This is a genomic window from Nonomuraea sp. NPDC050786 (assembly GCF_040654115.1).
In the GTDB taxonomy this organism is placed as follows: domain Bacteria; phylum Actinomycetota; class Actinomycetes; order Streptosporangiales; family Streptosporangiaceae; genus Nonomuraea.
The window spans coordinates 50,770-76,975 of the sequence record NZ_JBFAHJ010000041.1; the positions used below are offsets into that span (position 1 = coordinate 50,770).

The 26,206-nt window shown below is 70.0% G+C and carries 23 protein-coding genes; 10 read left to right on the forward strand and 13 right to left on the reverse strand.

Features of this window, described 5'->3' with window-relative positions; translation table 11 throughout:
* Nucleotides 1–5: 5 nt before the first annotated feature.
* Nucleotides 6–425: a roadblock/LC7 domain-containing protein gene (locus AB0H84_RS47070; RefSeq protein ID WP_357619812.1), complete on the reverse strand. Its 420-nt coding sequence runs from the start codon at nt 423–425 to the stop codon at nt 6–8.
* The gene (locus AB0H84_RS47075) at nt 425–3,112 is read right to left on the reverse strand and encodes a nitrate- and nitrite sensing domain-containing protein (protein WP_357619814.1); all 2,688 of its coding nucleotides are present in this window, start codon (nt 3,110–3,112) and stop codon (nt 425–427) included. Before AB0H84_RS47075 ends, AB0H84_RS47070 begins: the two co-directional genes overlap by 1 nt.
* 338 nt (nt 3,113–3,450) lie before the next feature.
* On the opposite strand from AB0H84_RS47075, the gene AB0H84_RS47080 reads away from it, so the two are divergent.
* Together AB0H84_RS47080 and AB0H84_RS47085 are read left to right on the forward strand one after the other, a co-directional pair.
* Nucleotides 3,451–4,506, forward strand: coding sequence for a glycine betaine/L-proline ABC transporter ATP-binding protein (locus AB0H84_RS47080; RefSeq protein ID WP_357619816.1), 1,056 nt, complete (start codon nt 3,451–3,453; stop codon nt 4,504–4,506).
* Nucleotides 4,503–6,464 carry an ABC transporter permease subunit gene (locus tag AB0H84_RS47085; RefSeq protein WP_357619818.1) on the forward strand — a complete coding sequence of 654 codons (1,962 nt, stop codon included), beginning with the start codon at nt 4,503–4,505 and terminating at the stop codon, nt 6,462–6,464. The genes AB0H84_RS47080 and AB0H84_RS47085 overlap by 4 nt, the downstream gene beginning before the upstream one ends.
* A gap of 74 nt (nt 6,465–6,538) precedes the next feature.
* Here the strand turns inward: AB0H84_RS47085 and AB0H84_RS47090 are convergent, their stop codons facing one another.
* Entirely contained in the window at nt 6,539–7,645 is a 1,107-nt protein-coding gene (locus AB0H84_RS47090; RefSeq protein ID WP_357619819.1) for an RNA-guided endonuclease TnpB family protein, read from the reverse strand.
* A 140-nt stretch (nt 7,646–7,785) separates the two neighbouring features.
* Between AB0H84_RS47090 and AB0H84_RS47095 the strand changes: the two genes are divergently transcribed.
* From AB0H84_RS47095 to AB0H84_RS47110, 4 genes are read left to right on the forward strand one after another with little or no spacing between them, the layout of a single operon-like run.
* Nucleotides 7,786–8,757 carry an ABC transporter substrate-binding protein gene (locus tag AB0H84_RS47095; RefSeq protein ID WP_357619821.1) on the forward strand — a complete coding sequence of 324 codons (972 nt, stop codon included), beginning with the start codon at nt 7,786–7,788 and terminating at the stop codon, nt 8,755–8,757.
* A gap of 26 nt (nt 8,758–8,783) precedes the next feature.
* A complete protein-coding gene (locus AB0H84_RS47100) occupies nt 8,784–9,725 on the forward strand; it encodes an ABC transporter substrate-binding protein (protein ID WP_357619823.1) in 942 nt (313 codons plus the stop codon).
* Complete coding sequence (gene betA, locus AB0H84_RS47105; protein ID WP_357619825.1) at nt 9,722–11,347, forward strand: choline dehydrogenase; 1,626 nt, start codon at nt 9,722–9,724, stop codon at nt 11,345–11,347. The genes AB0H84_RS47100 and betA overlap by 4 nt, the downstream gene beginning before the upstream one ends.
* Nucleotides 11,348–11,374: 27 nt before the next feature.
* Nucleotides 11,375–11,812: a helix-turn-helix domain-containing protein gene (locus AB0H84_RS47110; protein ID WP_357619827.1), complete on the forward strand. Its 438-nt coding sequence runs from the start codon at nt 11,375–11,377 to the stop codon at nt 11,810–11,812.
* 3 nt (nt 11,813–11,815) lie between these two features.
* On the opposite strand, the gene AB0H84_RS47115 is transcribed toward AB0H84_RS47110, so the two are convergent.
* Nucleotides 11,816–12,580, reverse strand: coding sequence for a TetR/AcrR family transcriptional regulator (locus tag AB0H84_RS47115; protein ID WP_357619829.1), 765 nt, complete (start codon nt 12,578–12,580; stop codon nt 11,816–11,818).
* Nucleotides 12,581–12,661: 81 nt separating this feature from the next.
* Here AB0H84_RS47115 and AB0H84_RS47120 point away from each other — a divergent pair, with 81 nt between their 5' ends.
* Both AB0H84_RS47120 and AB0H84_RS47125 read left to right on the forward strand, forming a co-directional pair.
* Complete coding sequence (locus AB0H84_RS47120; protein ID WP_357619831.1) at nt 12,662–13,600, forward strand: ATP-binding cassette domain-containing protein; 939 nt, start codon at nt 12,662–12,664, stop codon at nt 13,598–13,600.
* Nucleotides 13,597–14,376 (forward strand): ABC transporter permease, encoded by a 780-nt coding sequence (locus AB0H84_RS47125; protein WP_357619833.1) that lies wholly within the window; start codon nt 13,597–13,599, stop codon nt 14,374–14,376. The genes AB0H84_RS47120 and AB0H84_RS47125 overlap by 4 nt, the downstream gene beginning before the upstream one ends.
* Before the next feature lie 42 nt (nt 14,377–14,418).
* On the opposite strand, the gene AB0H84_RS47130 is transcribed toward AB0H84_RS47125, so the two are convergent.
* The 7 genes from AB0H84_RS47130 to AB0H84_RS47160 form a co-directional block, all read right to left on the reverse strand.
* Nucleotides 14,419–14,970, reverse strand: coding sequence for an ATP/GTP-binding protein (locus AB0H84_RS47130; protein WP_344987674.1), 552 nt, complete (start codon nt 14,968–14,970; stop codon nt 14,419–14,421).
* Between the two features lie 7 nt (nt 14,971–14,977).
* Nucleotides 14,978–15,340, reverse strand: a complete 363-nt coding sequence (locus tag AB0H84_RS47135; RefSeq protein WP_344986923.1) for a DUF742 domain-containing protein — start codon at nt 15,338–15,340, stop codon at nt 14,978–14,980.
* A gap of 26 nt (nt 15,341–15,366) precedes the next feature.
* Nucleotides 15,367–15,789: a roadblock/LC7 domain-containing protein gene (locus AB0H84_RS47140; protein ID WP_357619834.1), complete on the reverse strand. Its 423-nt coding sequence runs from the start codon at nt 15,787–15,789 to the stop codon at nt 15,367–15,369.
* Between the two features lie 21 nt (nt 15,790–15,810).
* Nucleotides 15,811–18,588 carry a nitrate- and nitrite sensing domain-containing protein gene (locus AB0H84_RS47145; protein ID WP_357619836.1) on the reverse strand — a complete coding sequence of 926 codons (2,778 nt, stop codon included), beginning with the start codon at nt 18,586–18,588 and terminating at the stop codon, nt 15,811–15,813.
* A gap of 225 nt (nt 18,589–18,813) precedes the next feature.
* Nucleotides 18,814–21,039, reverse strand: coding sequence for a [protein-PII] uridylyltransferase (locus AB0H84_RS47150; RefSeq protein ID WP_357619838.1), 2,226 nt, complete (start codon nt 21,037–21,039; stop codon nt 18,814–18,816).
* Nucleotides 21,040–21,126: 87 nt separating this feature from the next.
* Nucleotides 21,127–21,465 carry a P-II family nitrogen regulator gene (locus AB0H84_RS47155; protein WP_357619840.1) on the reverse strand — a complete coding sequence of 113 codons (339 nt, stop codon included), beginning with the start codon at nt 21,463–21,465 and terminating at the stop codon, nt 21,127–21,129.
* Entirely contained in the window at nt 21,462–22,772 is a 1,311-nt protein-coding gene (locus tag AB0H84_RS47160) for an ammonium transporter (protein ID WP_357619842.1), read from the reverse strand. The genes AB0H84_RS47155 and AB0H84_RS47160 overlap by 4 nt, the downstream gene beginning before the upstream one ends.
* A gap of 205 nt (nt 22,773–22,977) precedes the next feature.
* On the opposite strand from AB0H84_RS47160, the gene AB0H84_RS47165 reads away from it, so the two are divergent.
* Entirely contained in the window at nt 22,978–23,904 is a 927-nt protein-coding gene (locus tag AB0H84_RS47165) for an iron-siderophore ABC transporter substrate-binding protein (protein ID WP_357619844.1), read from the forward strand.
* A gap of 6 nt (nt 23,905–23,910) precedes the next feature.
* On the opposite strand, the gene AB0H84_RS47170 is transcribed toward AB0H84_RS47165, so the two are convergent.
* A complete protein-coding gene (locus AB0H84_RS47170; protein ID WP_357619846.1) occupies nt 23,911–24,687 on the reverse strand; it encodes an MOSC domain-containing protein in 777 nt (258 codons plus the stop codon).
* A gap of 10 nt (nt 24,688–24,697) precedes the next feature.
* Entirely contained in the window at nt 24,698–25,501 is an 804-nt protein-coding gene (locus AB0H84_RS47175; RefSeq protein ID WP_357619848.1) for an alpha/beta hydrolase, read from the reverse strand.
* Between AB0H84_RS47175 and AB0H84_RS47180 the strand changes: the two genes are divergently transcribed.
* Nucleotides 25,463–26,065 carry a TetR/AcrR family transcriptional regulator gene (locus AB0H84_RS47180; protein WP_357619850.1) on the forward strand — a complete coding sequence of 201 codons (603 nt, stop codon included), beginning with the start codon at nt 25,463–25,465 and terminating at the stop codon, nt 26,063–26,065. The two genes, AB0H84_RS47175 and AB0H84_RS47180, sit on opposite strands and share 39 nt — an antisense overlap.
* Nucleotides 26,066–26,206 lie beyond the last annotated feature (141 nt).

Below are 26,206 nucleotides of genomic sequence, written 5' to 3' on the forward strand. Positions count from 1 at the left end.
CCCGTTCAAGGCCGCGCCGCCGACAGTTCCGCCCGGACGGCCGGTGTGAGCACCTGCCCCGCGCGCTCGACCAGGATCGTCATCTGGTACGCCACCAGCCCCATGTCGCAGTCGGGCGCGGCCAGCACCGCCAGGCAGGATCCGTCGCTGATCGACATCACCAGCAGCAGGCCGCGCTCCATCTCGACGAGGGTCTGGGTGACGCCTCCGCCCTCGAACACGCGCGCCGACCCCTGCGTGAGGCTGACGAGCCCGGCCGCGACGGCGGCGAGCTGGTCGGCGCGGTCTTGGGGGAAGCCCCTGGAGTAGGCCATGGGCAGCCCGTCGGCCGAGACGACCACGGCGTGCGCCACGCCGGGGACCTCGTCCACGAAGCGGCTGACCAGCCAGTTGATGTCCCTGGCCCCCTGGCTCAACTCCCTCATCAATCCTCCTCGAGCTCGGCGCGGCCCTTGCGCACGCCCTGCTGGTAACTGGCCAGCCTGTTACGCAGCCGATCAGGCGACACCGGAGGAGCGGGAGCGGGAGCGGGCGGGGGTTTCGGATTCGCCGTACCCGGTACCAGGTTCGCTCTCGGGGTCCGCTTCGGCAGGCCGGAGTGGGTGGTGCCGCCCTGCGCGGGCTCGGTGGCCGCGCCGGCGGCCCGCCAGCCCTGGTCGGCGGGCGAGGCCCAGGCCGGGTCGCGGTGGTCCGCGGTCGGCGCCGTCTTGGTGAACCAGCCGGTCTCCTCGACGGCGTCGTAGATCGGCAGGAAGTCGTCCTTGGCCGGGCTGGGGGTGGCGAAGGAGGGGTAGGAGTCCTGCGGCGTGGCGAGCCGGCCCGGCACGTCCGGCGGCTGCGACTCGACCGAGTGGGCCGGGGCCGAGCTGAACCAGGACGAGGGCTCGGGAGGCGCCGGGGGCACGCTGTCCAGCGACGGGTGCCCGGGGAGGAGCCCGGCGGGCGGCAGGGTGGAGAAGGACGGGTGCCCGGAGATCGGCGACCCGTTCACCGGCCCAGTGAGTGGCCCAGTGAGTGGCTCAGTGAACGGCCCAGTGAATGGCCCAGTGAATGGCTCTGTGAACGGCCCGGTGAACGGGTCGGGGATCGGTGCGGCGGGCGGCCGCGTCGCCTGGGCGGGCACCTGGACGCGCTGCGGGGCGGGCGCAGGGCCCGGCACCGCCGTGAGCAGCGCGGGCGGGACGAGCACCATCGCGGTCAGCCCGCCGATGTCCTGCCTGCGCAGCTGGACCCTGATGCTGTGCCGCAGGGCGAGGCGGCCGACCACGAACAGCCCCATGCGCCGCGACACCGACACGTCCACGACGGGCGGGTTCGCCAGCCGCCAGTTGGCCTCCGACAGCTCCTCGGGAGTCATGCCGATCCCGTGGTCGGTGACCGACAGCATCAGCGAGCCGCCGTCGATGCGGCTGCTGGAGATGATGACCTTGGTCTCCTGCGGGGAGAACGAGACGGCGTTCTCGATCAGCTCGGCGAGCAGGTGGACGGCGTCGGTGACGGCCTGACCGGCGATGGCGACGTCCGACTGGACCTGGATGCTGACCCGGTCGTAGCTCTCGACCTCGCCGAGCGCGGCGCGCACGATGTCCATCAGCTCGACCGGCTCGCTCCACTTGCGTGCCGCCTCCTGACCGGCCAGGACCAGGAGGTTCTCGCTGTTGCGGCGCATGCGGGTGGCCAGGTGGTCGAGCTTGAACAGGTCGCCGAGCCTGGCGTCGTCGCGCTCGCCGCGCTCCAGCCTCTCGATCAACGTCAGCTGCCGCTCGACCAGCGTCTGGCTGCGCCGCGACAGGTTCACGAACATGGCGTTGACGTTCGCGCGCAGCCTGGCCTCGTCGCCGGCCAGGCGTACCGCCTCGCGGTGCACCTCGTCGAACGCGCGGGCGACCTCGCCCACCTCGTCCTTGGAGAAGATCCCGATGGGCGGCACCTCGGCCTGGACCGCGCCGTCGCGCGACTCGCGCAAGTGCTGGACGAAGTCGGGCAGCCGCTTGCCCGCGATCTGCAGCGCCTCGCTCCGCAGGCGGCGCAGGGGGCGTACGAGTGACCTGGCGACGCCGGTGGTGACCAGCAGGACGGCCACGAGCAGCGCCAGCACGGCGCCGGCGACGACGAACGCCTGCCGCCGCTCGTCGGCGCTGAGCGCCTCGCTGCGGGCCACGATGCCCTGGGCCTGGCGCTCCTCGACCTTGCGCATGGAGTCGACGACCACGCCTGTCGCGTCGGACCACTCCTTGGCGTCATCGCGCCTGCTCAGGTCGAGGCCGCGCAGGGGGAGCCCCTTCGTGCCCCTGATCAGCACAAGCTCGCGCAGGAACAGCATGCGGTCGGCGGACCTGCCGTTGACGGTCTCGTCGAAGAAGCGCCGCTCGTCCGCGGTGGCCTCGACGGCATAGGCCCTGCGCTCGTTGAGCTCCTTGGACTGCTCGCCGAGGAAGCGCTCGAGCTGGTCCTCGTCGAACGCCCCCTCGACCAGCGCGACGGTGACGAGCGCCTGCTGGTACGAGACGCTCTCCTTCGCCCTGGCCAGGGCGTCGAGCATGCGGGTGCGGCGGAACAGCTCGTCGTCCACGCTCCCCTTGACCAGCTCGTTGTGGACGGCGAGCAGGTCGCCGATCACGGTCGTGTAGAGCTCCACGGCCGGGCCGGGCAGCAGGGTGGCGTCGAGCGCCTGCTTGCGCAGGGCGGTCAGGTCGTCGAGCCGGCCGAGCAGGTTCTCGAGCTGGTCGGCGGAGCGGCCGGTCGCGTCGTCCAGCAGCTGCCGGACGGTGCCGCGTACCTGACCGGCGATCCTGTCCACCTCGTCCATCTGCTCGCGCACCGGGGCCAGCCCGTCCGCCGGGCGGTCGCGGGCGATGTACCAGGCGGTCCTGGCCCGCTCGGCGGCCACCTCGTGGGTGAGGCTGCCCAGCTGGACGGAGAGCTGGGCGAACTGGTTGGTACGGGCGTAATCGCCGGCGGCGGCCGTGCTCGTGAGTACCTGGATGCCGCCGAGCAGCACGGCGGCGGCCGTCGGGATCAGGATGAGAGCGACGAGACGTGCGCGTACCCGCCAATTGCTCAGCCGCCAGTTGCCCCTGCCGGCCTGCCTCTCGCCCAGCTCCGTACTCACAGAACGCACCTCGCCCGAAATCGGCGTATTTGAGGGTGATGTGCCCCAGGGGAAAGCCGCAAGTGCCGGTAATTAGAACACATCCCAACGCAGAGTAGCCCACACGAAGATAACGCTACAAAAAACAAGTCTTGTGACTCTTGAGACAAAATCTGGGGTCACGCCATAAATGACAAAACAGTGGGAAATAAACCCTTAACGCACTACATGTCCGGTAGTGGGAGTTTCGCTCGTTCCAACTCCATAACGTGCGAGAAGCGCCCCGATCTCTGGACGGTCACGGCGTTGAGATACCCGTTATTTGCGACATATGTTGTGCCAGTCATGAAGGAGGCAGGGTGGGAGATTCTCCCGACAGCGCGGCCATCACCGTCGAGGGTCTTTGGAAGATCTTCGGCTCCCGGGCGCAGAAAGTGCTGGACAGCGAGGACAGACATCTCGACCAGGCGACTCTGAGAGAGAAGACCGGCTGCACCGCGGCCGTCAGAGACGTGAGCTTCCAGGTGCGCCCGGGTGAGGTCTTCGTGGTCATGGGCCTGTCGGGCAGCGGCAAGTCCACCCTCGTACGCTGCCTCACCCGGCTGATCGAGCCCAGCGCGGGCGAGATCAGGATCGGCGGCGAGGACATCGGCGGCGCCTCCCCCGCCCGGCTCCGCGAGATCCGCCGCCACCGGGTCAGCATGGTCTTCCAGCACTTCGGCCTGCTCCCGCACCGCAAGGTGATCGACAACGTCGCGTACGGGCTGGAGATCCAGGGCACCGCCAGGGCGGCCAGGCACGCGCGGGCCGCGGAGATCCTCTCCCTCGTCGGCCTCGACGGCTACGCCGACGCCTACCCCGACCAGCTCTCCGGCGGCATGCAGCAGCGGGTCGGGCTGGCCCGCGCGCTGGCCGTGGAGCCGCAGGTGATGCTGTTCGACGAGCCGTTCAGCGCGCTCGACCCGCTGATCAGGCGCGACATGCAGGCGGAGGTGATCCGCCTGCACCGGGAGGTCGGCAAGACGATGGTGTTCATCACCCACGACCTGTCCGAGGCGCTCAAGCTGGGCGAGCGGATCGCGATCATGCGGGCGGGCTCGATCGTGCAGCTCGGCACCGCGGAGGAGCTCGTGGGCGCGCCCGCCGACGACTACGTGGCCGACTTCGTCCGCGACGTGCCGAGGAGCCACGTGCTGACGCTGCGCTGGATCTGCCGCGACCCGGAGCCCGGCGAGCCGCTGGACGGGCCGGCGTTACCGGTCACCACGCTCGTCAAGGACGCCATCGCCGCCTGCTCGGCCTCCTCCCGCCCGATCCGGGTCGTGGACGGCGACGACCTGGCGGGCGTCGTGGACCGCGTGGACCTGCTCTCCTTCCTGTCAGGCCAGGACCTCGCGGCGCAGGCCGGGACATGAGCTCGACGGCGGTCAGCACCCCGGCCGGGCTCCGGCTGCCCAGGTGGGTGGCGCCTGCCGGCGTGTCGGTCCTGCTCGTGGTCGCGTACCTGCTCTTCCGCGGCACGGCCACGCTGCCGCACGACAAGGAGGCTCCGCAGTTCCTGGCCGTCACCGACCTGCGTGAGTGGATCGACGACCACCGCAACGACAACCCGCTCTTCCTGTACTTCCTCAACTACATCCGGCTCTTCGTCGGCCGGCTCTACGACCTGTTCGAGGCCGTCCTGTACGCGCTCGGCTGGCCCGGCATCACCGGCGTGCTCGGCGGGCTGGCCTGGCTGGCGGGCGGCCGGCGGATCGCGCTCCTCGCGGTCGCGGGCGTGAGCGCGTTCGGCCTCCTCGGGCTCTGGCAGTCGAGCGTCGACACGCTGGCCCTGGTCGCGGTCTCCGTGCTGCTGTCGCTGGCGGTCGGGATCCCGCTGGGCGTCTGGGCCGGGCTCTCCCGCCGGGTGCGGCGGTTGGTCACGCCGGCGCTGGACGTCATGCAGATCATGCCGACGTTCGCGTACCTGGCGCCGCTCGCGCTCTTCTTCCACATCGGCGCGCCGGCCGGGGCCATCGCGACGATGATCTACTCGATCCCGCCCGCCATCCGCATCACCGCGCTGGCCGTCTCGGAGGTCTCCCCCACGGCCGTCGAGGCGTCCACCTCGCTGGGCGCCACGCGTACGCAGACGCTGTTCAAGGTCTACCTCCCGCTGGCCAGGCCAACGATGGCGCTCGCCGTCAACCAGACGATCATGATGGCCCTTTCCATGGTCGTCATCGCGAACCTCATCTCGGCCCCCGGGCTGGGCGGCGACATCATCCGCGGCCTGTCACGGGCGCAGGTGGGCATCATGCTCCCGGCCGGCGTGGCCGTCGTGATCATGGCGGTGCTGCTGGACAGGATGACGATGGCGGTTTCCCGCAGAGGACCGCACTCCAGGCCGAGCCGGGCGGACCTTGTCGGGGCCGGCGTCCTCGCGGCGGCCGGGCTCGCGCTCATCCCCGTGCTCCCCCGGACGTGGCCGGACGGCCTCACGGTCAACTTCGTCACCGAGGTGAACGTCGCCGTCCTCTGGGCCGAGGACAACTGGTTCGCGGTGACCACGTTCATCAAGGACCTCACCACCGGCGCCCTGCTCAATCCCCTGGAGACGCTGCTCACCTCGGCCCCGTGGTGGTTGGTGGCGCTCGCGGTGGCGGCCGTCGCCTGGTGGGTGAGCGGCGTGCGCCCGGCGCTGACGGCGCTGGGCTGCCTGCTGGCCATCGCGCTGCTTGGCGTCTGGGAGCACACCATGCAGACGCTGACCACGGTGGTCGTCGCGGTGCTCGTCACGCTGGCCGTCGGCCTGCTGCTCGGGGTGGCCGCGGCCCGCTCGCCGCGCTACTCGGCCGTGCAGCGGCCCGTCCTCGACGCCGCCCAGACCATGCCCGCGTTCGTCTACCTGCTGCCGGCGCTGGCGCTGTTCGAGACCACCCGGTTCACCGCGATCTTCGCCTCCGTCATCTACGCGGTGCCGCCGGTGGTGCGCCTGGTCGAGGAGGGCATCAAGGGCGTGCCCGCCACGGTCGTCGAGGCGGCCGTCTCGGCGGGCTCCACATCGGGCCAGCTCCTGTGGAAGGTGCAGCTGCCCATGGCCAGGCGGGCCATCCTGCTCGCCGCCAACCAGGGCATCGTCATGACGCTGGCCATGGTCGTCGTCGGCGGTCTGGTCGGGGCGGGGGCCCTCGGCTACGACGTCGTCACCGGGTTCTCCCAGCGGACCGACTTCGGCATGGGCTTCGTGGCCGGCATCGCGACCGTGCTGCTCGGAGTCATGCTCGACCGCATCACGCAGGGCGCCGACAGGCGTCCTTCCCCCCGAAAGAGGAAGCTCACATCTTGGCATCCTCCCCCTCGTAAACGGGGGGATTCTCACGGTCGCCCGTGAGGGTTCCTGCTTCACCGCCGGTTGCCCGCCCGAGAGGACTCTCGTTGAGGTCTTACACCAGCTCCACAGGCGTTTCAGCTCTCCGCCAGCCCGGCGGCGAGCACGTTCTTGGCCGCGTTCACGTCCCGGTCATGGACCGCGCCGCAAGCACAGGTCCACTCGCGGACGTTCAACGGCATCTTGTCTCGCAAGACCCCGCACGCCGAGCACAGCCTGGACGACGGGAACCAGCGATCCACCGCCACCAGTTCCCGCCCGTACCAGGCCGCCTTGTACTCCAGCATGCCCCGCAACTCCCGCCACGAGGCATCGGAGATAGCGCGCGCCAGCGAGCGGTTCTTCACCATGTTGCGCACGGTCAGGTCTTCCACGGCGATCACTTGGTTCTCGCGAACAAGCCGTGTCGTGACCTTGTGCAGATGATCCCTCCGACGATCAGCGATGCGGGCATACACCCGTGCCACCCGGCGCCGGGCCCTGTCCCGGTTGCTCGAGCCCTTCTCCTTACGGGCGAGCGCCCGCTGCGCCTTGGCCAGCCTCTTGCGGTCGGCCCGCTCGTGACGCGGGTTGACGATCTTCTCCCCGGTGGAGAGCGTCGCCAGCGCGGTGATGCCCGCGTCTACACCCACGCTCTGCCCGACGGGCGGGAGCGGGCTGATCTTCTCCTCGACCAGCAGGGACACGAACCAACGACCCGCCGCATCCTTGGACACGGTCACTGTCGAAGGCTGTGCGCCCTGCGGCAGGGGGCGCGACCACACGATGTCCAGCGGCGCATCCATCTTCGCCAGCGTCAACCGGCCGTCCCGCCACCGGAACGCCGAGCGGGTGTACTCCGCCGACGCCCGCGACTTCTTCCTGCTCTTGAACGTCGGATACCTGGCCCGCTTGGCGAAGAAGTTCGCGAAGGCGGCCTGCAGGTGGCGCAGTGCCTGCTGCAGCGGCACGGACGACACCTCCGACAGGAAGTCGTACTCACCGCTGCGTTTCCACTCGGTCAGCCGTGCCGAGGACTCCACGTAGGAGATGCGGCGGCCCTCCCGGGCGTAGGCGCGGGTGCGTTCTTCGAGAGCTCTGTTGTAGACCAGGCGGACGCAGCCGAACGTCCGGGCGAGCTCGAAGGCCTGCTCGGGGGTCGGATAGAAGCGGTACTTGTAGGTCCGCTTCACGGTCAGCGCCACGCCTCACGTTCTACCGCCCGACCGGCTAAAAATCGTGCTCTTGTTCGATACAGCGGTCCGCCTTACGGCGAATCGCCTACCCCTGCCCTACTCCCGATTCCCACCCCGCCTGAAGGCGGGGGTTTCCTCGGAGGTATCTGATGAAGATTCGCCTGCTCGCAGGCCTCCTCGCAGTCGGGCTCGGCGCCGCGGCCTGCGGCGGGGCCAAGGTCGAGACCTCTCCCAGCTCCTCCGCCGCCGCTCCGCAGGCCGGCTCCAGCACCCCCGCGGGGACCGTGAAGATCGCCATCAACCCCTGGGTGGGGTACGAGGCCAGCGCGAACGTCGTGGCGTACCTGCTGAAGAACGAGCTCCACTACAACGTGGAGCTGCCCGAGATCAAGGAGCAGCTCGCCTGGGAGGGCTTCGAGACCGGCGACGTCGACGTCATCATCGAGAACTGGGGCCACCCGGACCTGAAGAAGAAGTTCATCGAGGAGAAGAAGGTCGCCGTCGAGGCGGGCTCCACCGGCAACAAGGGCGTCATCGGCTGGTACATCCCCAAGTGGATGGCCGACGAGCACCCCGACATCACCGACTACAAGAACCTGAACAAGTACGCCGGACTGTTCAAGACCTCCGAGTCGGGCGACAAGGGCCAGCTGCTCTTCGGCGACCCGTCGTACGTCAGCAACGAGGAAGCCCTGATCAAGAACCTCAAGCTGAACTTCAAGGTCGTCGTGGGCGGCAGCGAGGCGGCCCTGATCAAGGGCGCCCAGCAGGCGCAGGAGCAGAAGAAGCCGCTGCTGTTCTACTTCTGGGACCCGCACTGGCTGTTCAGCAAGACCCAGCTGGTCCGGGTGAAGCTGCCCGCCTACACCGAGGGCTGCGACGCCGACCCCAAGAAGGTCGCCTGCGACTACCCGGAGATGGACCTCGACAAGATCGTCAGCAAGAGGTTCGCCGACACCGGCGGCAAGGCGTACGAGCTGGTCAAGAACTTCACCTGGACCAACGAGGACCAGAACGCCGTCGCCGACGACATGACCAACAACGGCATGACCGGCGAGCAGGCCGCGAAGAAGTGGGTCGAGGCCAACACCGCCAAGTGGCAGGCCTGGATCCCCAAGTGACGCCCTCTTGACCGCGAGATCTCATCATGCTGCGAACGAGGAAGCTCGTCGGGCCGCTGGTCGCGGCCCTGCTCCTGGCGGCCGCCTGCTCCGGCGAGGAGCCGGCGGCCACCGCCGGGGCCAAGGGCACCGTCAACATCGACATCCACGGCTGGGTCGGGTACGAGGCCCAGGCCGCCGTGCTGGCGTACCTGCTCGAGCACGAGCTGGGCTACAAGGTGCACAAGCGGACCATGAAGGAGGGCGATTCCTGGAAGGATTTCGAGACCGGCAAGGTCGATGTGATCGTCGAGAGCTGGGGTCACAACGACCTGAAAAAGACGTACATCGAGCAGCGGAAGGTGGCCCTGTCGGCCGGGCTCACCGGGAACAAAGGCGTGATCGGGTGGTATGTCCCTGAGTGGATGGTCAAGAAATATCCCGACATTACGGACTACCGAAACCTCAATAAATACGCCGACCTCTTCCGAACCGAAAAAACCGGAAATCTCGGACAAGTCCTGGACGGAGATCCGACCTTCGTGACGAACGACGAGGCTCTCGTCAAGAACCTCGGCCTCAAATACAAGGTCGTCTACTCGGGCAGCGAGGCCGCGTTGATCAGAGCGGCCGAGTTCGCGACCAAGAACCGGACACCGCTGCTGATGTATTTCTACGAACCGCAATGGCTCTTCACCAAGGTCAAACTGGTCAAGGTCGCGCTGCCGCCCTATGCCGTGGGCTGCGACGACGACGCGAAGAAGGTCGCCTGCGACTACCCGCCGTACCTGCTCGACAAGATCGTCAGCCGGCGGTTCGCGGAGACCGGCGGCAGGGCCTACGACCTGGTCCGCAACTTCAGCTGGACCAACGACGACCAGAACGCGGTGGCCGGCGACATGATCAACGAGAAGATGACCGCCGAGCAGGCGGCGGAGCGGTGGGTGCGGGAGAACAAGATCGTCTGGAAGGACTGGATCCCCCGTTGAGGTTCGACTACGTCATCGTCGGCGGCGGCAGCGCGGGCTGCGCGCTGGCCAACCGGCTGAGCGCCGACCCCTCGGTGTCGGTCCTGGTGCTGGAGGCCGGCCGGCCCGACTACCTGTGGGACGTGTTCATCCACATGCCCGCCGCGCTGATGTTCCCCATCGGCAGCCGCTTCTACGACTGGCGCTACGAGTCGGAGCCGGAGCCGTACATGGACGGCCGGCGGATCTACCACGCCCGGGGCAAGGTCCTGGGCGGCTCCAGCAGCATCAACGGCATGATCTTCCAGCGCGGCAACCCGCTCGACTACGAGCGCTGGGCGGCCGATCCCGGCATGCGCCACTGGGACTACGCGCACTGCCTGCCGTACTTCAAGAAGATGGAGAACTGCCTGGCCGACCCGGGCACGCCCTTCCGCGGCGGCGACGGCCCGCTGAAGCTCGAACGCGGCCCGGCCCGGGGGCCGCTGTTCGAGGCCTTCTTCGAGGCGGTCCAGCAGGCCGGCCACCGGCTCACCGACGACGTGAACGGCCACCGCCAGGAGGGCTTCGCGGCCTTCGACCGCAACATCCACCGCGGCCGCCGCCTCAGCGCCGCCCGCGCGTACCTGCACCCGGTACGCGGCCGGCGCAACCTCACGGTCAGGACCCGAGCCTTCGTCGAGAAGATCCTCTTCGAGGGCACGCGAGCCGTCGGCGTGCTCTGCGGCGGGAGGCGCGTGGCGGCCGGCGAGGTCATATTGTGCGGCGGCGCGATCAACACCCCCCAGCTCCTGCAGCTGTCGGGAGTCGGCCCCAGGGCGCTCCTGGAGGGGGTGGGCGTACGGGTGGTCCACGACCTCCCGGGCGTCGGGGAGAACCTGCAGGACCACCTCGAGGTGTACGTCCAGCACGCCTGCAGGCAGCCGGTCTCCCAGCAGCCGTCCCTGGCCCTGTGGCGCAGGCCCTTCATCGGCGCCCGCTGGCTCTTCCTCAGGGGTGGCCCGGGGGCCACGAACCACTTCGAGGCGGGTGGCTTCATCCGGTCCAACGACGACGTGGCGTACCCGAACCTGATGTTCCACTTCCTGCCGATCGCGGTCCGCTACGACGGCTCGGCCCCGGCCGGCGGCCACGGCTACCAGGTGCACATCGGCCCGATGTACTCCGACGCCCGGGGCTCGGTCCGCATCAGGTCGGCCGATCCCCGCGAGAAGCCGGCCCTGCGCTTCAACTACCTCTCCACCGAGCAGGACCGGCGGGAGTGGGTGGAGGCCATCAGGCACGCCCGGGCGATCCTGGCCCAGCCCGCCTGGTCCGACCTGGACGGCGGCGAGATCTCCCCGGGGCCCGGCGTGCGGACGGACGAGGAGATCCTCGCGTGGGTGGCCAGGGACGGCGAGACCGCCCTCCACCCCTCCTGCACCTGCAGGATGGGCACGGACGGCATGTCCGTCGTGGACCCCGGCACCATGCGCGTCCACGGCCTCGACGGCCTGCGCGTCGTGGACGCCTCGGCCATGCCGTACGTCACGAACGGCAACATCTACGCCCCGGTCATGATGCTCGCCGAGAAGTCCGCCGACATCGTCCTCGGCAACACGCCGCTGCCCCCGGAACCGGTGGAGTTCCACCGGCACAGGTGACAGACGCTTCAGCCTAAACTGAACGCCATGGCTCCTGAGGACGGCCGCGAGCGCATGCTCGAATGGGTCGAGCGCGTGGCGACGTTCTGCGGCGACGCCTGGGGCCTGGCGCCCATCACCGGCCGCATTCTGGGCTGGCTGCTGATCTGCACGCCCGCCGAGCAGTCAGCCGGCCAGATCGCCGACGCGATCGGGGCCAGCCGGGCGTCCATGACGTCCAACATGCGCCTGCTGACCTCCGTCGGCCTCGTGCGCCGCGGCACCCGGCAGGGCGAGCGCACCACGTACTACCGGATCGAGGACGACGCGTTCGAGAAGGTCGTGCGCCGGCGGCTGGCCGCGTTCGCCGCGTTCGGGGAGATCGCCGAGGAGGCGCTGCGGCTCGGCGGGGAGGACGAGGAGCGCACCCGCCGCATCCGCTCGGCCCAGCAGTCCATCGCCCTGCTCACCGGCTCGGTGCCGTAGCGCTCACGCGGCGCGGCTGTTCACCAGGGTCTCGATGCCGTCGAGGACGCGCTGGAGGCCGAAGTCGAAGGCGTGCTCCGGGCTGTAGGCCGCGTTGAGCGCCTCCCCCGCCGACTGGCCGACGCGCGCGGCGACGGGGTAGCGGTCGGCGTCGGCGATCCGGCTCAGGAAGGGCGCGTGCGCGGCCCACCACTGCTCGTCGGTCATGCCCGTCTCGCTCTCGGCCTGCGCCGCCTCCACGGCGCCCCGGGCCGTGCCGTGCACGAACCCGGTGATCAAGGTGATCACCGAGTCCATCTCGACGTCCGACAGCCCGATGCCGTCCACGGCCCGCAGCTCGTAGTCGTACTTGGCGGTGACGTTGGGCCCGAGCACCGGGCGGTTCGCCGCCACCTGCAGCAGCCACGGATGGCGCAGGTAGAGCGCCCAGTTCTCCCTGGCGATCTGCTCCAGCCTGCCGCGCCAGCCACCGGGCACGTCCTGCGGCTTGGCCGTCTCTCCGTAGACGGTGTCGAGCATGACGTCGAACAGCTCGGGCTTGCCCGGCACGTACGTGTAGAGCGACATCGTCCCGACGCCCAGCCGCTCCGCCACCCGGCGCATGGACAGGGCCTGCAGCCCTTCGGTGTCGGCCACCTCGATGGCGGCGCGCACGATGCGGTCGACGCTCAGCTCCGGCTTTCCCTTGCGGCTGACGCGCTCGCTGGTCCGCCAGAGCAGCGCCAGGCTGCGCGCGGGGTCGCCCTTGCCCGAGTACTCAACGGTCACATGCGTACGGTACACCGTACGGTTGCGTGTGTGAACCCGTATGCTGTACGGTACGCCGTACGATACAGGGAAGGGGCACGTATGTCAGCGGTGCTCGCGCAGGATCTGCGCAAGACGTACGGCGAGAAGGCTGCGCTGGACGGCATCGATCTCGACGTGGGCCGGGGCACGGTCTGTGGCCTGCTCGGCCCCAACGGCGCGGGCAAGACCACGGCCGTCCGCATCCTCACCACGCTCCTGCGGGCCTCGGGCGGCCGCGCGGAGGTGGCGGGGTTCGACGTGGCGACCCAGCCCCGCCAGGTACGCCGCAGCATCGGCCTGGTCGGCCAGCACGCGGCGGTGGACGAGATCCTGACCGGCCGGCAGAACCTCGAGCTGTTCGGCCGCCTCTACCACCTCGGCGCGAAGGAGGCCCGCGCCAGGGCGGACGAGCTGCTCGACCGGTTCGGGCTGGAGCACAAGGGGCCGGCCAAGGAGTACTCGGGCGGCATGCGGCGCCGGCTCGACCTCGCGGCCAGCATGATCCTCGCGCCGCCCGTGCTCTTCCTCGACGAGCCGACGACGGGGCTGGACCCCCGGAGCCGCACGGAGATCTGGCGCGCGGTGCGCGACCTCGTGGCGGGCGGCACGACCGTGCTGCTGACCACCCAGTACCTGGAGGAGGCCGACCAGCTCGCGGACCGGATCTCGGTGATCGACTCCGGGCGGGTGGTGGCCGAGGGCACGCCGGACGAGCTCAAGTCCAAACTCGGCGGCGACCGGCTCGACATGGTCATCCACGACCCGGCGCGGCTGGAGGAGGCGGCCGGGGTCGTCGGGAGGGTGACGTCCGGGCCGGTCGAGGTCGATCGGGACACCCGGCACGTGAGCGCGCCGGTGAGCGAGCGGGTGCAGGCCCTCACGGAGGTGCTGGCGGCCCTGGCGGCGGCCGGGATCGAGGTCGAGGACGTCGCGCTGCGCCGCCCCACCCTGGACGAAGTCTTCCTGAACCTCACCAACGCCGGAGGGGGCGCGAAATGAGATGGGCTCTGGTAGACGGCTGGACGGTCACCCGCCGCGACCTGATCCACTGGGCCAATCAGCCGATGACGGTGGTCTTCGGGGTCCTCTTCCCCATCATGATCACACTGGCCTTCGGCTACCTGTTCGGCGGCGCGGTGGAGGTGCCCTCAGGCGCTGATTACTTCGCCTTCCTCATGCCCGGCATGTACGGCATGACGATGCTCTTCGGGCTGAGCGCGACCATGATCGCCGTCACCACCGACGCGTCCAAGGGCGTCACCGACCGCTTCCGATCGATGCCCATGGCGCCCTCGGCGGTCCTGATCGGCCGGGCCGTCGCGGACCTGCTCAACTCGGTCCTGATCCTGGCCGGGCTCCTGCTCTGCGGCCTGGCGGTCGGCTGGCGCCCGTCCTCGCTCCCCGGCGCGCTGGGCGCGGTCGGCCTGCTGCTGCTCCTGCGCTTCGCGCTGCTCTGGGCCGGCATGTACCTGGGGCTGGTCGTCAAGGACGCGGGGGCGGTGGTGGCCGTGCAGATGCTGGAGTTCCCGGTCGGCTTCCTGTCGAACGCCTTCGTCGCGCCCGGCACGATGCCGGGCTGGCTCGGCGCGATCTCGGAGTGGAACCCGCTGTCGTCCACGGTCGCGGCGACCAGGGAGCTCTTCGGGAACCCGGGGTGGGGCGGTGACTCGTGGGTGGCCCAGCACGCGATCCTGATGGCGATCGTCTGGCCGGTGGTCATCACCGTCGTCTTCTTCGTCCTGTCGGTACGCCGCTACCAGCGCCTCGACCGCTGACGCCGCCCCCGGTCCCGGTGTGCTGGGACCGGCGGACGCCCCTTAACGTACGGGCGCGGCGCGCAGCCGTACGACGTGCTCGACCAGCGAGATCAGCGTCGCCTTGACCGACTCGCGGTGGCGGGCGTCGGTGCGCACGATCGGCACGTTCGGCGACAGCGCGAGCGCCTCCCTGACCTCGTCGTCGGAGTGCGGGAACTGCCCGTCCCAGCCGTTGATGCCGACCACGAACGGCAGCTTCGCCTCTTCGAAGTAGTCGATCGCGGGGAAGCTGTCGGCCAGCCGCCGCGTGTCGAGCAGCACCACCGCCCCGATCGCGCCGCGTACCAGGTCGTCCCACATGAACCAGAACCGGTGCTGCCCGGGCGTGCCGAACAGGTACAGGATCAGGTCACGGTCCAGGGAGACCCGGCCGAAGTCCATGGCCACGGTCGTGGTCTGCTTGTTCGGGGTGAGTCCGAGGTCGTCGATGCCCGCGGACGCGTCGGTCATCACCGCTTCTGTCGTGAGCGGGAGGATCTCGGACACCGCCCCCACGAACGTCGTCTTGCCGACGCCGAACCCACCGGCGACGACGATCTTCGTCGACGTCAGCCCGGGGCTAGAGCCTGCGTAGTCCACTGAGCACCCTTTCGAGCATGTTGAGGTCTGGCTGTCCCTGGCTGAGGCGTGGCTGGTGCAGGCGGACAAGCCCTTCGTCGGACATGTCCGCCACGAGCACCCTGGCCACGCCCAGCGGGACGCGGAGCAGGGCCGAGATCTCGGCGACGGACCGGAACGACCTGCACAGCTGCATGATGGCCTCCTGCTCGGGGGTGAGCATGGCCATCTCGTCGTCCGGGATCGACATCGACGAGATCAACGTCTCCATCGCTAGGTGATAGCGCGGCTCGGATCGGCCGCCGGTCACCGCGTAAGGACGGAACAGGGGCTCGTCGTCCCCGTTGCCGTCAACGCCATACACGGCCCGCTCCCATCAGTTCCATCACATCACCGGGTCCTGGCGGCCTGGAGCTCGGCCCGCAGGGCCGGTGTGAGCGCCTGTCCGGCCCTGTCCACCAGCAACGTCATCTGGTACGCCACCAGCCCCATGTCACAGTCCGGGCCCGCCAGCACCGTGAGCACGGAGCCGTCGCTGATCGCCATGACCAGGAGCAGGCCGCGCTGCATCTCGACGACCGTCTGCGTCACCGAGCCGCCCTCGAACACCCTGGAGGCCCCCACGGTCAGGCTCAGCAGGCCGGCGGAGACGGCGGCGAGCTGGTCGGCCCGGTCCGGCGGGAAGCCTTCAGAGGCGGCCAGGCACAGGCCGTCGGCCGAGACCACGACCGCGTGCGCGACTCCGGGCGTGTTACGCACGAAGTCGGTGATCAGCCAGTCGAACCTGTTCGCCTCATGGCTAAGGGTTGTCACGCATCCTCCCCGGCGGGACGCTCACTCACTCTGTTCCTCCTGTCCACGAACTTCCTGGCGGCCCCGTCGCACACCCTGCTGGTAACTGGCCATCCGGCTGCGGATCCGGTCCGCCGAGACCGGCGGGATCGGAGCGGGCCGCTGCGGCTGCTGCGGCTGCGCCGACTGGCTCGCCGTACCGGGAACCAGGTTGGCCTTGGGGGTGCGCTTCGGTAGCCCGGCGGCGGTGATGCCGCCGAGGCTGGGCTCGACGGCCGCGGCCGCCGCGCGCCAGCCGGCGTCTGCCGCCGTTCGCCACGCTTCCTCCCCAGAGGGTACGGCTTGCGCGGACTTGTCCTCACCCGGGCCTGCCGGACGCGGCTGCGCCTCGTGCGCCGGCTCATTGGGCGGCCTGCGGAACCAGGCGGACTCCACCGACGCGAAGATCGGCAGGTACTCCTCCTGGTCGGCCTCCATCGGCGACACGTCGACCGAGGGCGTGGGCTCCGGCCTGCGCACATCGTTCGTGGGGAACGACGGGACCGGCGGAGGAGACTGGAACGCGCCATTACCAGATGGGCGCGAGCCCTGGCTGGGGAACGACGGGTAGCCGCCCGAGTCGAACGAGGCCGGCTGCCTGCGGTAGGAGCCGCCGTCGGTGTCGGCGCCGAAGCCGTTCACGCCGGCTCTGCCGGGGTCGGAGTGGAACGGCCCGCTGTCGAACGAGCGCGGCTCCGGCTCGCTCTGAGTGGGCCGGAAGCCGTGCCGGGGCGCGGGTGCGCCGGGCCGGGGGCCGGCGTCCAGGGAGTCGAAGCTGCCGAACGACCTGAAGGTCCCGTTCTGCACGGGCGGTGCCGGCGGGGTCGGCACGGTGCCGCCGCCGAAGGCCGGCCGCTGCGGCAGGGGCGGCTGCGTGCCGTCGGTGATGAGCGCCGGCGGGAGCAGCACCATGGCGATCAGCCCGGCGCCCTCGCCCTTCCTGAGCTGCACCCGGATGCCGTGGCGCAGCGCCAGGCGGCCGACCACGAACAGGCCCATGCGCCGCGAGACCGACACGTCCACGACGGGCGGCTCGGCCAGGCGGCGGTTGGCCTCGGCCAGCTCCTCCTCGGTCATGCTGATGCCGGTGTCGCTCACCGACAGCAGCGCGCCGCCGCCCTCGATGAGGCTGCTGGTGACCGTGACCTGGGAGTTGCTCGGGGAGAACTGGATGGCGTTCTCGACCAGCTCGGCGACCAGGTGGACGAGGTCGTTGGCGGCGCTGCCCAGGACCGAGGTGGCCCGGTGCACCTTGACCTGCACGCGCTCGTAGCCCTCGACCTCCGACAGCGCGGCGCGTACGACGTCGACCAGCTTGGCCGGCTGGCTGCGCCGGCGGGTGGCCTCGTGACCGGCCAGGACCAGGAGGTTCTCGGAGTTGCGGCGCATGCGGGTGGCCAGGTGGTCGAGCTTGAACAGGTCGGCCAGCCGGCCGCCGTCCTGCTCGCCCTTCTCCAGGCCGTCGATGAGCGAGATCTGCCGCTCGACCAGCGTCTGGGTGCGGCGCGAGAGGTTGACGAACATCGAGCTGATGTTGCTGCGCAGCTCGGCCTCCTCGCCCGCCAGGCGTACGGCCTGCCGGTGCACCTGGTCGAAGGCCCTGGCCACTTCACCGATCTCGTCGTTGCCCTCGACATCGATCGGCCGGACGTCGGCCGTGGAGGCGTCCCCGTTGACCCGCAGCCGGTGCACCACGTCGGGCAGCCGGAAGCCGGCCACCTCCAGCGCCTCCGTGCGCAGCCTGCGCAGCGGGCCGACCATGGAGCGGGCGATGGCCACGGTGAGCAGCAGGACGAGCAGCAGCAGCGCCAGGATCAGGACGCCCGCGATGATCGCGTTGCGGATCTCGGACTCGCGCAGCTCCTTGCTGCGCAGGCCCACCTCGCCGGCCAGCTGCTTCTCGATCCCGTTCAGCACCTTGATGGCGGCCGTGTTGTCGTTGAACCACTGGTCGCGGCTGCCGTTGGCGGAGATCAGGTTGTCGGCGATCCGCAGGCCCGGGCCCTGGCCGTTGGACAGCGCCCGGCTGCTCACCAGCGTGACCGCGCGGGACTTGGTGAGCTGGGCGTTGACGTACTGGGGGTTGGAGGTGAGCGCCCTGGACAGCTTGAGGCCGATGTCGGCGCCGGCCTCCGCCCCGACGTCGGAGATGTCGCTCAGCTGGCGGGCGTTGGAGGCGATGAACTCCTCGACCTCCTTGGCGTCCACCTCATCGGGGTTGTAGGAGGCCTGGAGCAGCTGGATGCGCTGGCGGGAGATCTCCTCCTTGGCCGCCGCGAGCGCGCTCAGGGCGCGGAACTGGCCGATGATCTGCGAGTCGTCGGAGAGCAGGGTCAGCTCGTCGTGCAGCTTGAGCAGGGTGTCGGTGAGGAAGTCGTACCGGATGGTGTCGACCTGGCCCTCGCTCCTGATCTGCGGCAGCCGGCTCAGGTCGTGCCTGGCCTGCTGGGCGGCCTTGACGATGCGGGGGCCGTACGAGTCGTCCATCGCGTCGAGGTCGGCGTTCACGACCTTGACCAGCGCGTCCACCGCCGCCTCGCGCTGCTCGAGCGGCCCGGCGAGCTTCTTGCGCATCGCGCGGCTCGCGCCGAGCCAGCCGCTCGTGTCACGCTCCAGACCGAGCGCCTGGAGGAGGTCGCGGATGTGTCCTGCCTGCTCGGCGCCGGCCGCCGTGCGGTCGTAGTCACCGATGCTCTGGACCGAGCCGACCACGCGGGCTCCACCGAGCACGACGCCGGCGATCGTGGGCACCAGGATGAGCGCGGTGAGCCGCCACCTCACGCGCCAGTTCCGCAGACCGAGGCGTGGCAGTGACCGCTTCCCGCGGTCCCGCTTCGCGGCGACGCCGCTGTCGGAGTTCCCCGTCGTCACTGCTTTCCGTACCCCTCAATCGTCCCGTCCACCACGGGCCTTAAAGCCGTCACACAAGGTATCCGCAGCTACTGACTTAACCGGCAATTCGGACAAATTGTCGTAGAAATGTGACCGGCAGTCGTGAGCTGTTGGTTATCGCAGCGCGGCAAGGACCTGATCGCGGACTTGTGCCCTCTGCCCGGCGTCGCTGAGGGGGCGACCGGCGCGATCCACGACATAGAAGACGTCCACCGCCTCCGCGCCGAGAGTCTCTACGCGAGCGGCCCTCACGTCAAGACCACACTCGCCGAACGCCCGTCCAATACGCCACAGTAGTCCCGGTCTGTCATGGGCCCTGACTTCCACCACAGTGGCAGTCGCGGAGGCGTCGTCGACCAGTGTTACGCGAGGTGGAGCCACGGGCACCCGGGGCGGCCTCATGGCGCGGGCGCGGCGGGCCAATCTCTGTTCGATGTCAAGACGTCCAGCAAGGACGAGACGGAGGTCGGACTCCAGTGTCGCGGGGTCCGGCGGGGAGCCGTACTCGGGGATGACCGAGAACTCGATCACCGCCGTGGAGCCCGCGGAGGCCGACGAGGCGGAGCGCACGATGAGCCGGTGCGCCGAGAGCACGCCGGCGGCGCTCCACAGCAGTCCCACCCGGTCGGGGGCGACGACCGTGACGGCTCCGCCGTTGACGCGTACGGCCCCGCCGCCGTGCCTGGCGAGCGCGGCCTGCTCGGGCGAGAGGGTGGGCGGCTTGGGCGGCGGCGAGCCGGCCAGCACGGACCTGACGCGGCGCACGAGGTCGGCGACGAGCCCCGCCTTCCAGCCGTTCCAGGCGGCGGGACCGGTCGCGTGGCCGTCCGCGACCGCCAGCGCGGCCAGCAGATCGAGGACCTCGCGCGTGCCGACGGTGGCGGCGACCTTCTCGATCGTGACGGGGTCGTCGAGGTCCCTGCGGGTGGCGGTCTCGGGCAGCAGCAGATGGTGGCGTACGACGGTGGCGAGGGTCTCGACGTCCTGCGGGGGCAGGCCGATGCGGGTGGCGATGTCGCGGACCACGACCTCGCCCGTGGCGGAGTGGTCCCCCGGCCAGCCCTTGCCCACGTCGTGCAGGAGCGCGCCGATCAGCAGCAGGTCCGGGCGCGAGACGTCACGGGTGTGGCTGGCGGCGTTCGCGGCGGCCTCGATCAGGTGCCGGTCGACGGTGAAGCGGTGGATCGGATTGCGCTGGGGACGGTGGCGTACGCGTTCCCAGTCAGGAAGGAGTTTGACAAGAATGCCCGCCTGGTCGAGCTCCTCCCACACGGGCACGGCGGCGCGGCCCGCGCCGAGGATCGACACCAGGCAGTCGCGTGCCTCTTCCGGCCACGGGACCGGCATGGGCGGCGACTGACCTGCGAGTACGGAGACCGTGGCGGGGGCGAGCGGCAGCCCGGAGTCGGCCGCCGCGGCGGCGGCACGCAGCACGAGCACGGGGTCCTTGCGCGGGTCGACGCCTCTGGCGAGCACCACCTCGCCGCCGTGCTCGACCACGCCGTCCGCCAGCGGGCGGCGGCCTCGTGGCGCGGGCCCTGACAGCAGCCTGTCAACGGTGCGCCAGGTGCCGTCGAAGGCGTGGGAGATGGTCCGGCCCGCCTCGGCCAGCCTGCGCATGAGCGCCTCGGCGTCGAGCAGGCCGAGCAGCCCGGCCACGGCGTCCTGCTCCTGCAGCACCAGCCGGTCGGTGCCGCGGGCGGTGACGACGTGCAGCGCGTGCCGCACGTCCAGAATGAACTCGTACGCCTCGCGCGCCCTGGGGCCGGGGGCGGAGGCGACCCAGGCGGCGGCCACCGCCTGCATGGCCTGGACGTCGCGGAGCCCGCCGCGGCCGTCCTTGAGATCGGGTTCGAGCAGGAAGGCCAGCTCGCCGCTGACCTGGGCCCGCTTGTCGGCCGCGTCGCGCAGCTCGCCGAGCCTGCGCCGGGAGTCGGCCCGCCACTCGGCCAGCACCGCCTCCCTGGCCTTCCTGGTCAGCTCGGGGTCGCCGGCCACGTGCCTGGCCTGGATGAGGCCGAGCACGGCCTTCAGGTCCTGCCTGGCGACGCTCACCGCCTCCTCGACCGTCCGCACGGAGTGGTCGAGGTTGACCGCGGAGTCCCAGATCGGATACCAGATCCGGTCCGCGACCCGCGCCACGTCGGCCCGGCCGTTGTGCAGCAGGACCAGGTCGAGGTCGCTGCCCGGGGCGAGCTCACCCCTTCCCAGGCTCCCGACGGCGACCAGTGAGACGTGGTCGCCGTCGGTCGCCGTCCTGAAGAGATCCTTGAGCCAGCGGTCGATGTCCGCGGCCCGCTCCTTGCGGGCCGCGGCGTACGAACGGGCCTCTCCCCTCACTGCTGTGCCCCCTTGCCGAGCTCCGCCCGGACGCCGTCGTCCGGGCTTCGCGCTGTCAATGGCCTCGCCCTCGCTCCAGGAGGACGCTCACAGGGCTTCGGGACCCCGTTCTCCGGTGCGTACCCGGACGACGGCGTCCACCGGGACGGACCAGACCTTGCCGTCGCCGATCTTTCCGGTGTGCGCGGCCTTGACGATGACGTCGATCACGTCCTCGACGTCATCCTCTTCCGTGAGGACCTCCAGGCGGACCTTCGGCACCAGGTCGACCTGGTACTCGGCGCCGCGGTAGACCTCGGTGTGGCCGCGCTGGCGGCCGTAGCCGCTCGCCTCGCTGACCGTCATGCCCTTGATGCCGAACTGCTCCAGTGCGGCCTTCACGTCATCCAGCTTGAACGGCTTGATGATCGCTGTGATGAGCCTCATGCGTCCACCTTCTTAACGGCCGGGGCGGTGGGCCCGTTGGGGGAGGTCACGCCGGAGGCGTAGACCGTGCCGAGGTCGTACCCGGTTTCGGCGTGCGTGGTGACGTCGATGCCGGTCATCTCTTCCTCGGTGGAGATACGGAAGCCCATCGTCTTGTCGATGATCTTCCCGAGTATCCAGGTGACGATGAAGGAGTAGCCGCCGATCGCGACCGGGCCGAGGACCTGCAGGCCCAGCTGGCCGAAGCCGCCGCCGTAGAACAGGCCCTTGCTCTGCTGGTCCAGGAAGGGGTACGCGGCCAGGAAGCCGAGCGAGACGGCGCCGATGACGCCACCCACCAGGTGCACGCCGACCACGTCGAGGGAGTCGTCGAAGCCGAACTTGTACTTCAGGCCGACGGCGTAGGCGCAGATGACGCCGGCGAGCAGGCCGATGAGGATCGCGGCCCACGGGTCCACGAAACCGCAGGCGGGGGTGATGGCGACCAGACCGGCGACCGCGCCGGAGGCGACGCCGAGGCTGGTGGCGTGCCCGTCGCGCATCTTCTCCACGACGAGCCAGGCGCCCGCGGCGACCGCGGTGGCGATCTGGGTGTTCATGAACGCGAGGCCGGCGGTGCCGTCGACGGCCAGCTCGGAGCCCGCGTTGAAGCCGAACCAGCCGAACCACAGCAGGCCCGCGCCGAGCAGGACGAAGGGGAGGTTGTGCGGCCGCATCGGCTCCTTGCGCCAGCCGTGGCGCTTGCCGAGCACGAAGCACAGTGCCAGGCCCGCGGCGCCGGCGTTGATGTGGACGACCGTGCCGCCCGCGAAGTCCTCGATGCCCATCGTGTTGAGCCAGCCGGTGCCCCACACCCAGTGCGCGACCGGGAAGTAGACGATCGTCGCCCACAGGATGCTGAAGAGGATCCACGCGCCGAACTTCGCCCTGTCCGCGATCGCGCCGCTGATCAGCGCGACCGTGATGATGGCGAACGTCAGCTGGAAGGCGGAGAAGACCAGGCTCGGCATGCCGGTGCCGTCGTCCTTGGTGGCGGTGTCCACCAGGCTCTGCAGGCCGAGCGCGTCGAAGCCGCCGACCACGTTGTTGATCGCCCCGATGGGGTTGTCGGTGAATGCCAGCGAGTGTCCGAAAAGCACCCAGGCGATGGTCACCGTGATGATGGCGCCGAACGACATCATCATCATGTTCAGGACACTCTTGGCCCTGGTCATGCCCCCGTAGAAGAAAGCGAGGCCCGGAGTCATCAGCAACACCAACGCGGTGGCCGCGAGCATCCAGGCTGTGGTGCCGCTATCGATCTTCACGACGCGACCCTCCTTACATGTGACGTGTGGCCACAGCGTGTTCGTCCGGCGTTTCATGGCTCGACCAGGCGTGTTTCACATTCGTGAATCTCGCCGGACGGGTGTTTCGCGTAGGTTTCGGAGTCCTCACTGACGCGTTTTCGGCTCGGACATATCGGCCGTGAGATACTTAGGATTGCCTAACCTAAAAGATCAAGGAATGCCCATGCGCCTCCGCCTGGCCGTCGCCGCCATGCTCCCCGTCCTCGCCCTCGCCGCCTGCGGCACATCGACCTCCTCCCAGGACACGGGCCCGACCCGGACCGTCAAGCACGCCATGGGAGAGACGAAGGTGCCGATGGCCCCCAAGAAGGTCGTGGTGCTCGACACGGACAAGCTTGACTCGATGGTCTCCCTCGGCCTGGCGCCCGTCGGCGCGGCGCAGGCGTCCCAGAACCAGAAGTGGCCCGCCTACCTCGGCTCGGCCCTGTCGGCCACCAAGGCGGTCGGCACCACCCAGGCCCCCAACATCGAGGCCATCATGGCGCTCAAGCCGGACCTCATCCTGGGCAGCAAGTTCCGGCAGGCGGCCTTCTACGACAAGCTCAGCAAGATCGCGCCGACCGTGTTCACCGAGAAGGTGGGCGTCACCTGGAAGGAGAACTTCCTGCTCGACGCCGAGGCGCTGGGCAAGAAGGACCAGGCCCAGCAGCTGCTGTCGGCGTACGAGAAGCGGGCCAAGGAGGTGGGGGCCAAGTTCTCGAAGCTGCAGGTGAGCATCGTGCGCTTCATGCCCACGGAGATCCGCATGTACGGGCCCGAGTCGTTCAGCGGCATCGTGGTGGGCGACGCGGGCATCCAGCGGCCCGAGCCGCAGCAGCTGGCCGACCAGGCGGACAAGCGCTTCGGCAAGCTGAGCCAGGAGAACATCGCCAAGGCGGACGCCGACGCGATCTTCTACACGGCGTACGGGGATGCGGCCGTCAAGGCGCAGGCCGCGGTGACCGGCGGGCCGCTGTGGAAGAACCTGAAGGCGGTCAAGTCGGGTAACGCGCACAACGTGGACGACGAGATCTGGATGACCGGTATCGGCGTCACGGCCGCCGGCAAGATCCTCGACGACCTGGACAAGTACCTGACGCCGCTGGTGTGACCCAGGTCAGGTGCGGTGGGCGGCGGCGAGCCGCACCCGGTCGCCCTTCTTGACGCGGCCGGGCCGCAGCACCCGCGCGTACACCCCCGCGCACGGCTGCGCCCCCATGTCGAACACCGGCACCCGGTTGTGCCTGGCCACCGTGCGCAGCGCCTCCGTGTCGCGCTCCAGGGGCCCGTGCGCCAGGGTCGGCACGGCGCAGCGCGGGCTCGCCACGATGACCTCCAGCACCACCTCGTCGCCCACGTACAGCTCCCGGCCCACCCAGTCGTTCTCGGGAAAGCCCTCCTCCTCCGTCCCGATGACCAGGTTGGGGCGGTAGCGGAGGGCTTCGACGTGCCCGCGCGGGCTGAGCGCCCCGATCCGCTCGACGGCGGAGGTGGTGATCAGGTGGATCGGCGCGAAGTCGAAGAACGTCCCTTCGGGGGACGCGCCGCCGAGCCGGCCGACGGTGTGGGCCACCTCCGCGTCGATCCCCTCGGCCAGCACCTGTTCCGGCACCGAGCGCTCGAACTCGGCGTCCTCGGGCGGCACGTCGATCAGCCGCACCTCCCGCCCGAGCAGCGCCGACAGCTCGGCGTCCCCGGGGACCCGGGCGCCCTCGACCGTCAGCAGGCCGCGCCAGAGCCGCGGGTTCTTGGCGCTGGCGATCTTCCCGGTCGCGACGTCCAGCACCGCGCGTGCCCGGTCGCCGGCGAGCCCGCGCTCGGTGACCTCGCTCTCGGAGAGCTCCTCCCCCAGCATCGACTTGACGGGGTAGCGGCGCAGCGTCTCCAGGTGCATGGAGCCGATCTTACGGCTGGGCCCGGAGTCCAGGTCCGGCCCAGAAGCGGCGCAGATGCGGCACCAGCTCGCCCGCCCGCTCGTCGGGGAAGAAGAGCCTCCCGCCCTCGATCTCGACGATCTCCTTGACGCCGGGGATCGTGTCGCGCAGCCAGTGGGCCCAGCTCACGTCGAAGAACACGTCTCCCGTGCCCCAGACCACCAGCGTCGGCACGGTGAGCACGGTGAGCTGCGGCTCGATGGCGATCAGGTCCTTGGCGTCGATGGAGGCCAGCATCCGCTCGAAGGCTCGGGCTCCGTCGGGCTTGGCGAAGATCGGCCTCAGGAACGCGTCCACCAGCTCCGCCGGATCGGCGATCCGTTCATACCCCTCGCCGAACGCGGTCCGGGCCAGCAGCTCCGGCTGCTCCAGCACGGCCGCCGTCAGCGCGGCCAGCTCCCCTCTGGCGGCCAGCTCCACCGCGGGCTTGAACGCCTCGGGCGGGGCGTTGGTGTGGACGTCGCAGTTGGTGAGGGTGAGCGTACGCAGGCGCTCGCGATGGCGTACGGCGAAGATCTGCGCAACGGCGCCACCGGTGTCGTTCGCGACGAGATCCACCTCGGTGAGCCCGAGCCCGTCGCACAGCTCCTCGACGGCCTCGGCCAGCGCAGGCATCGACAGGTCGTCGCGCGGGGCGCTGCCGCCATGCGCCGGCAGGTCGATGGCCACGCAGCGGCGCTCCTCGCGGAACGCCTCGATGACGTGGCGCCACAGGTACGAGCTGGTGCCCACGCCGTGCACGAACAGGCTGACCGGCCCTTCGCCCACGTCCACGTAGCTGATGCCGAGCGCGGAGCCGCCACCCGCGACAGGGTCCTGGCGATCGCCACGCGGCTGTTCGCCGAGCGCGGCTACGACGACACCTCGATCGAGTCGGTGCTGCAGGAGTCGGGGCTGAGCAGAGGGGCTCTGTACCACCATTACGCGGGCAAGGACGCGCTCTTCGAGGCGGTGCTGGAGGCCACCGAGTCCGCCATCGGCCGCAAGATCGTCGAAGCGGTCCGCGGCATCGCCGACCCGGCCGCCGCCCTGCGGGCCGGCGTCCTGGCCTGGATCTCACTCGCCGGGGACCCGGTCATCAAGCGCATCGTCCTCATCGACGCGCCGTCGGTGATGGGGTGGGAGCGGTGGCGCGCCATGGAGGAGCGCTACTCGTTCGGGATGCTCAAGACCGCGCTGGAGGCCACGGGGGCGGTGCCGGCCGCGTTCCTCGATCTGCACGCCCACATGCTGCTGGCGGCCGTCAACGAGAGCGCGCTGCTGGTGGCCAGGGGCGGCGACCACGACACGGCGGTGGCCGCCGTGGAGGAATTCCTCCGCCGCGTCATCGAAGGTTAGGAAACCGCAGCTCAGCAAAATGAGCAAAAGGCGAATGCCCGGCCACGCAGAGCTACCATTGCCCCCAAAGCGGCTCAACGGAGTCCCGGGTCAGCACCATTTGCGGCGAAAAACGGGGTGAATCGTGAGCATATTATGTCG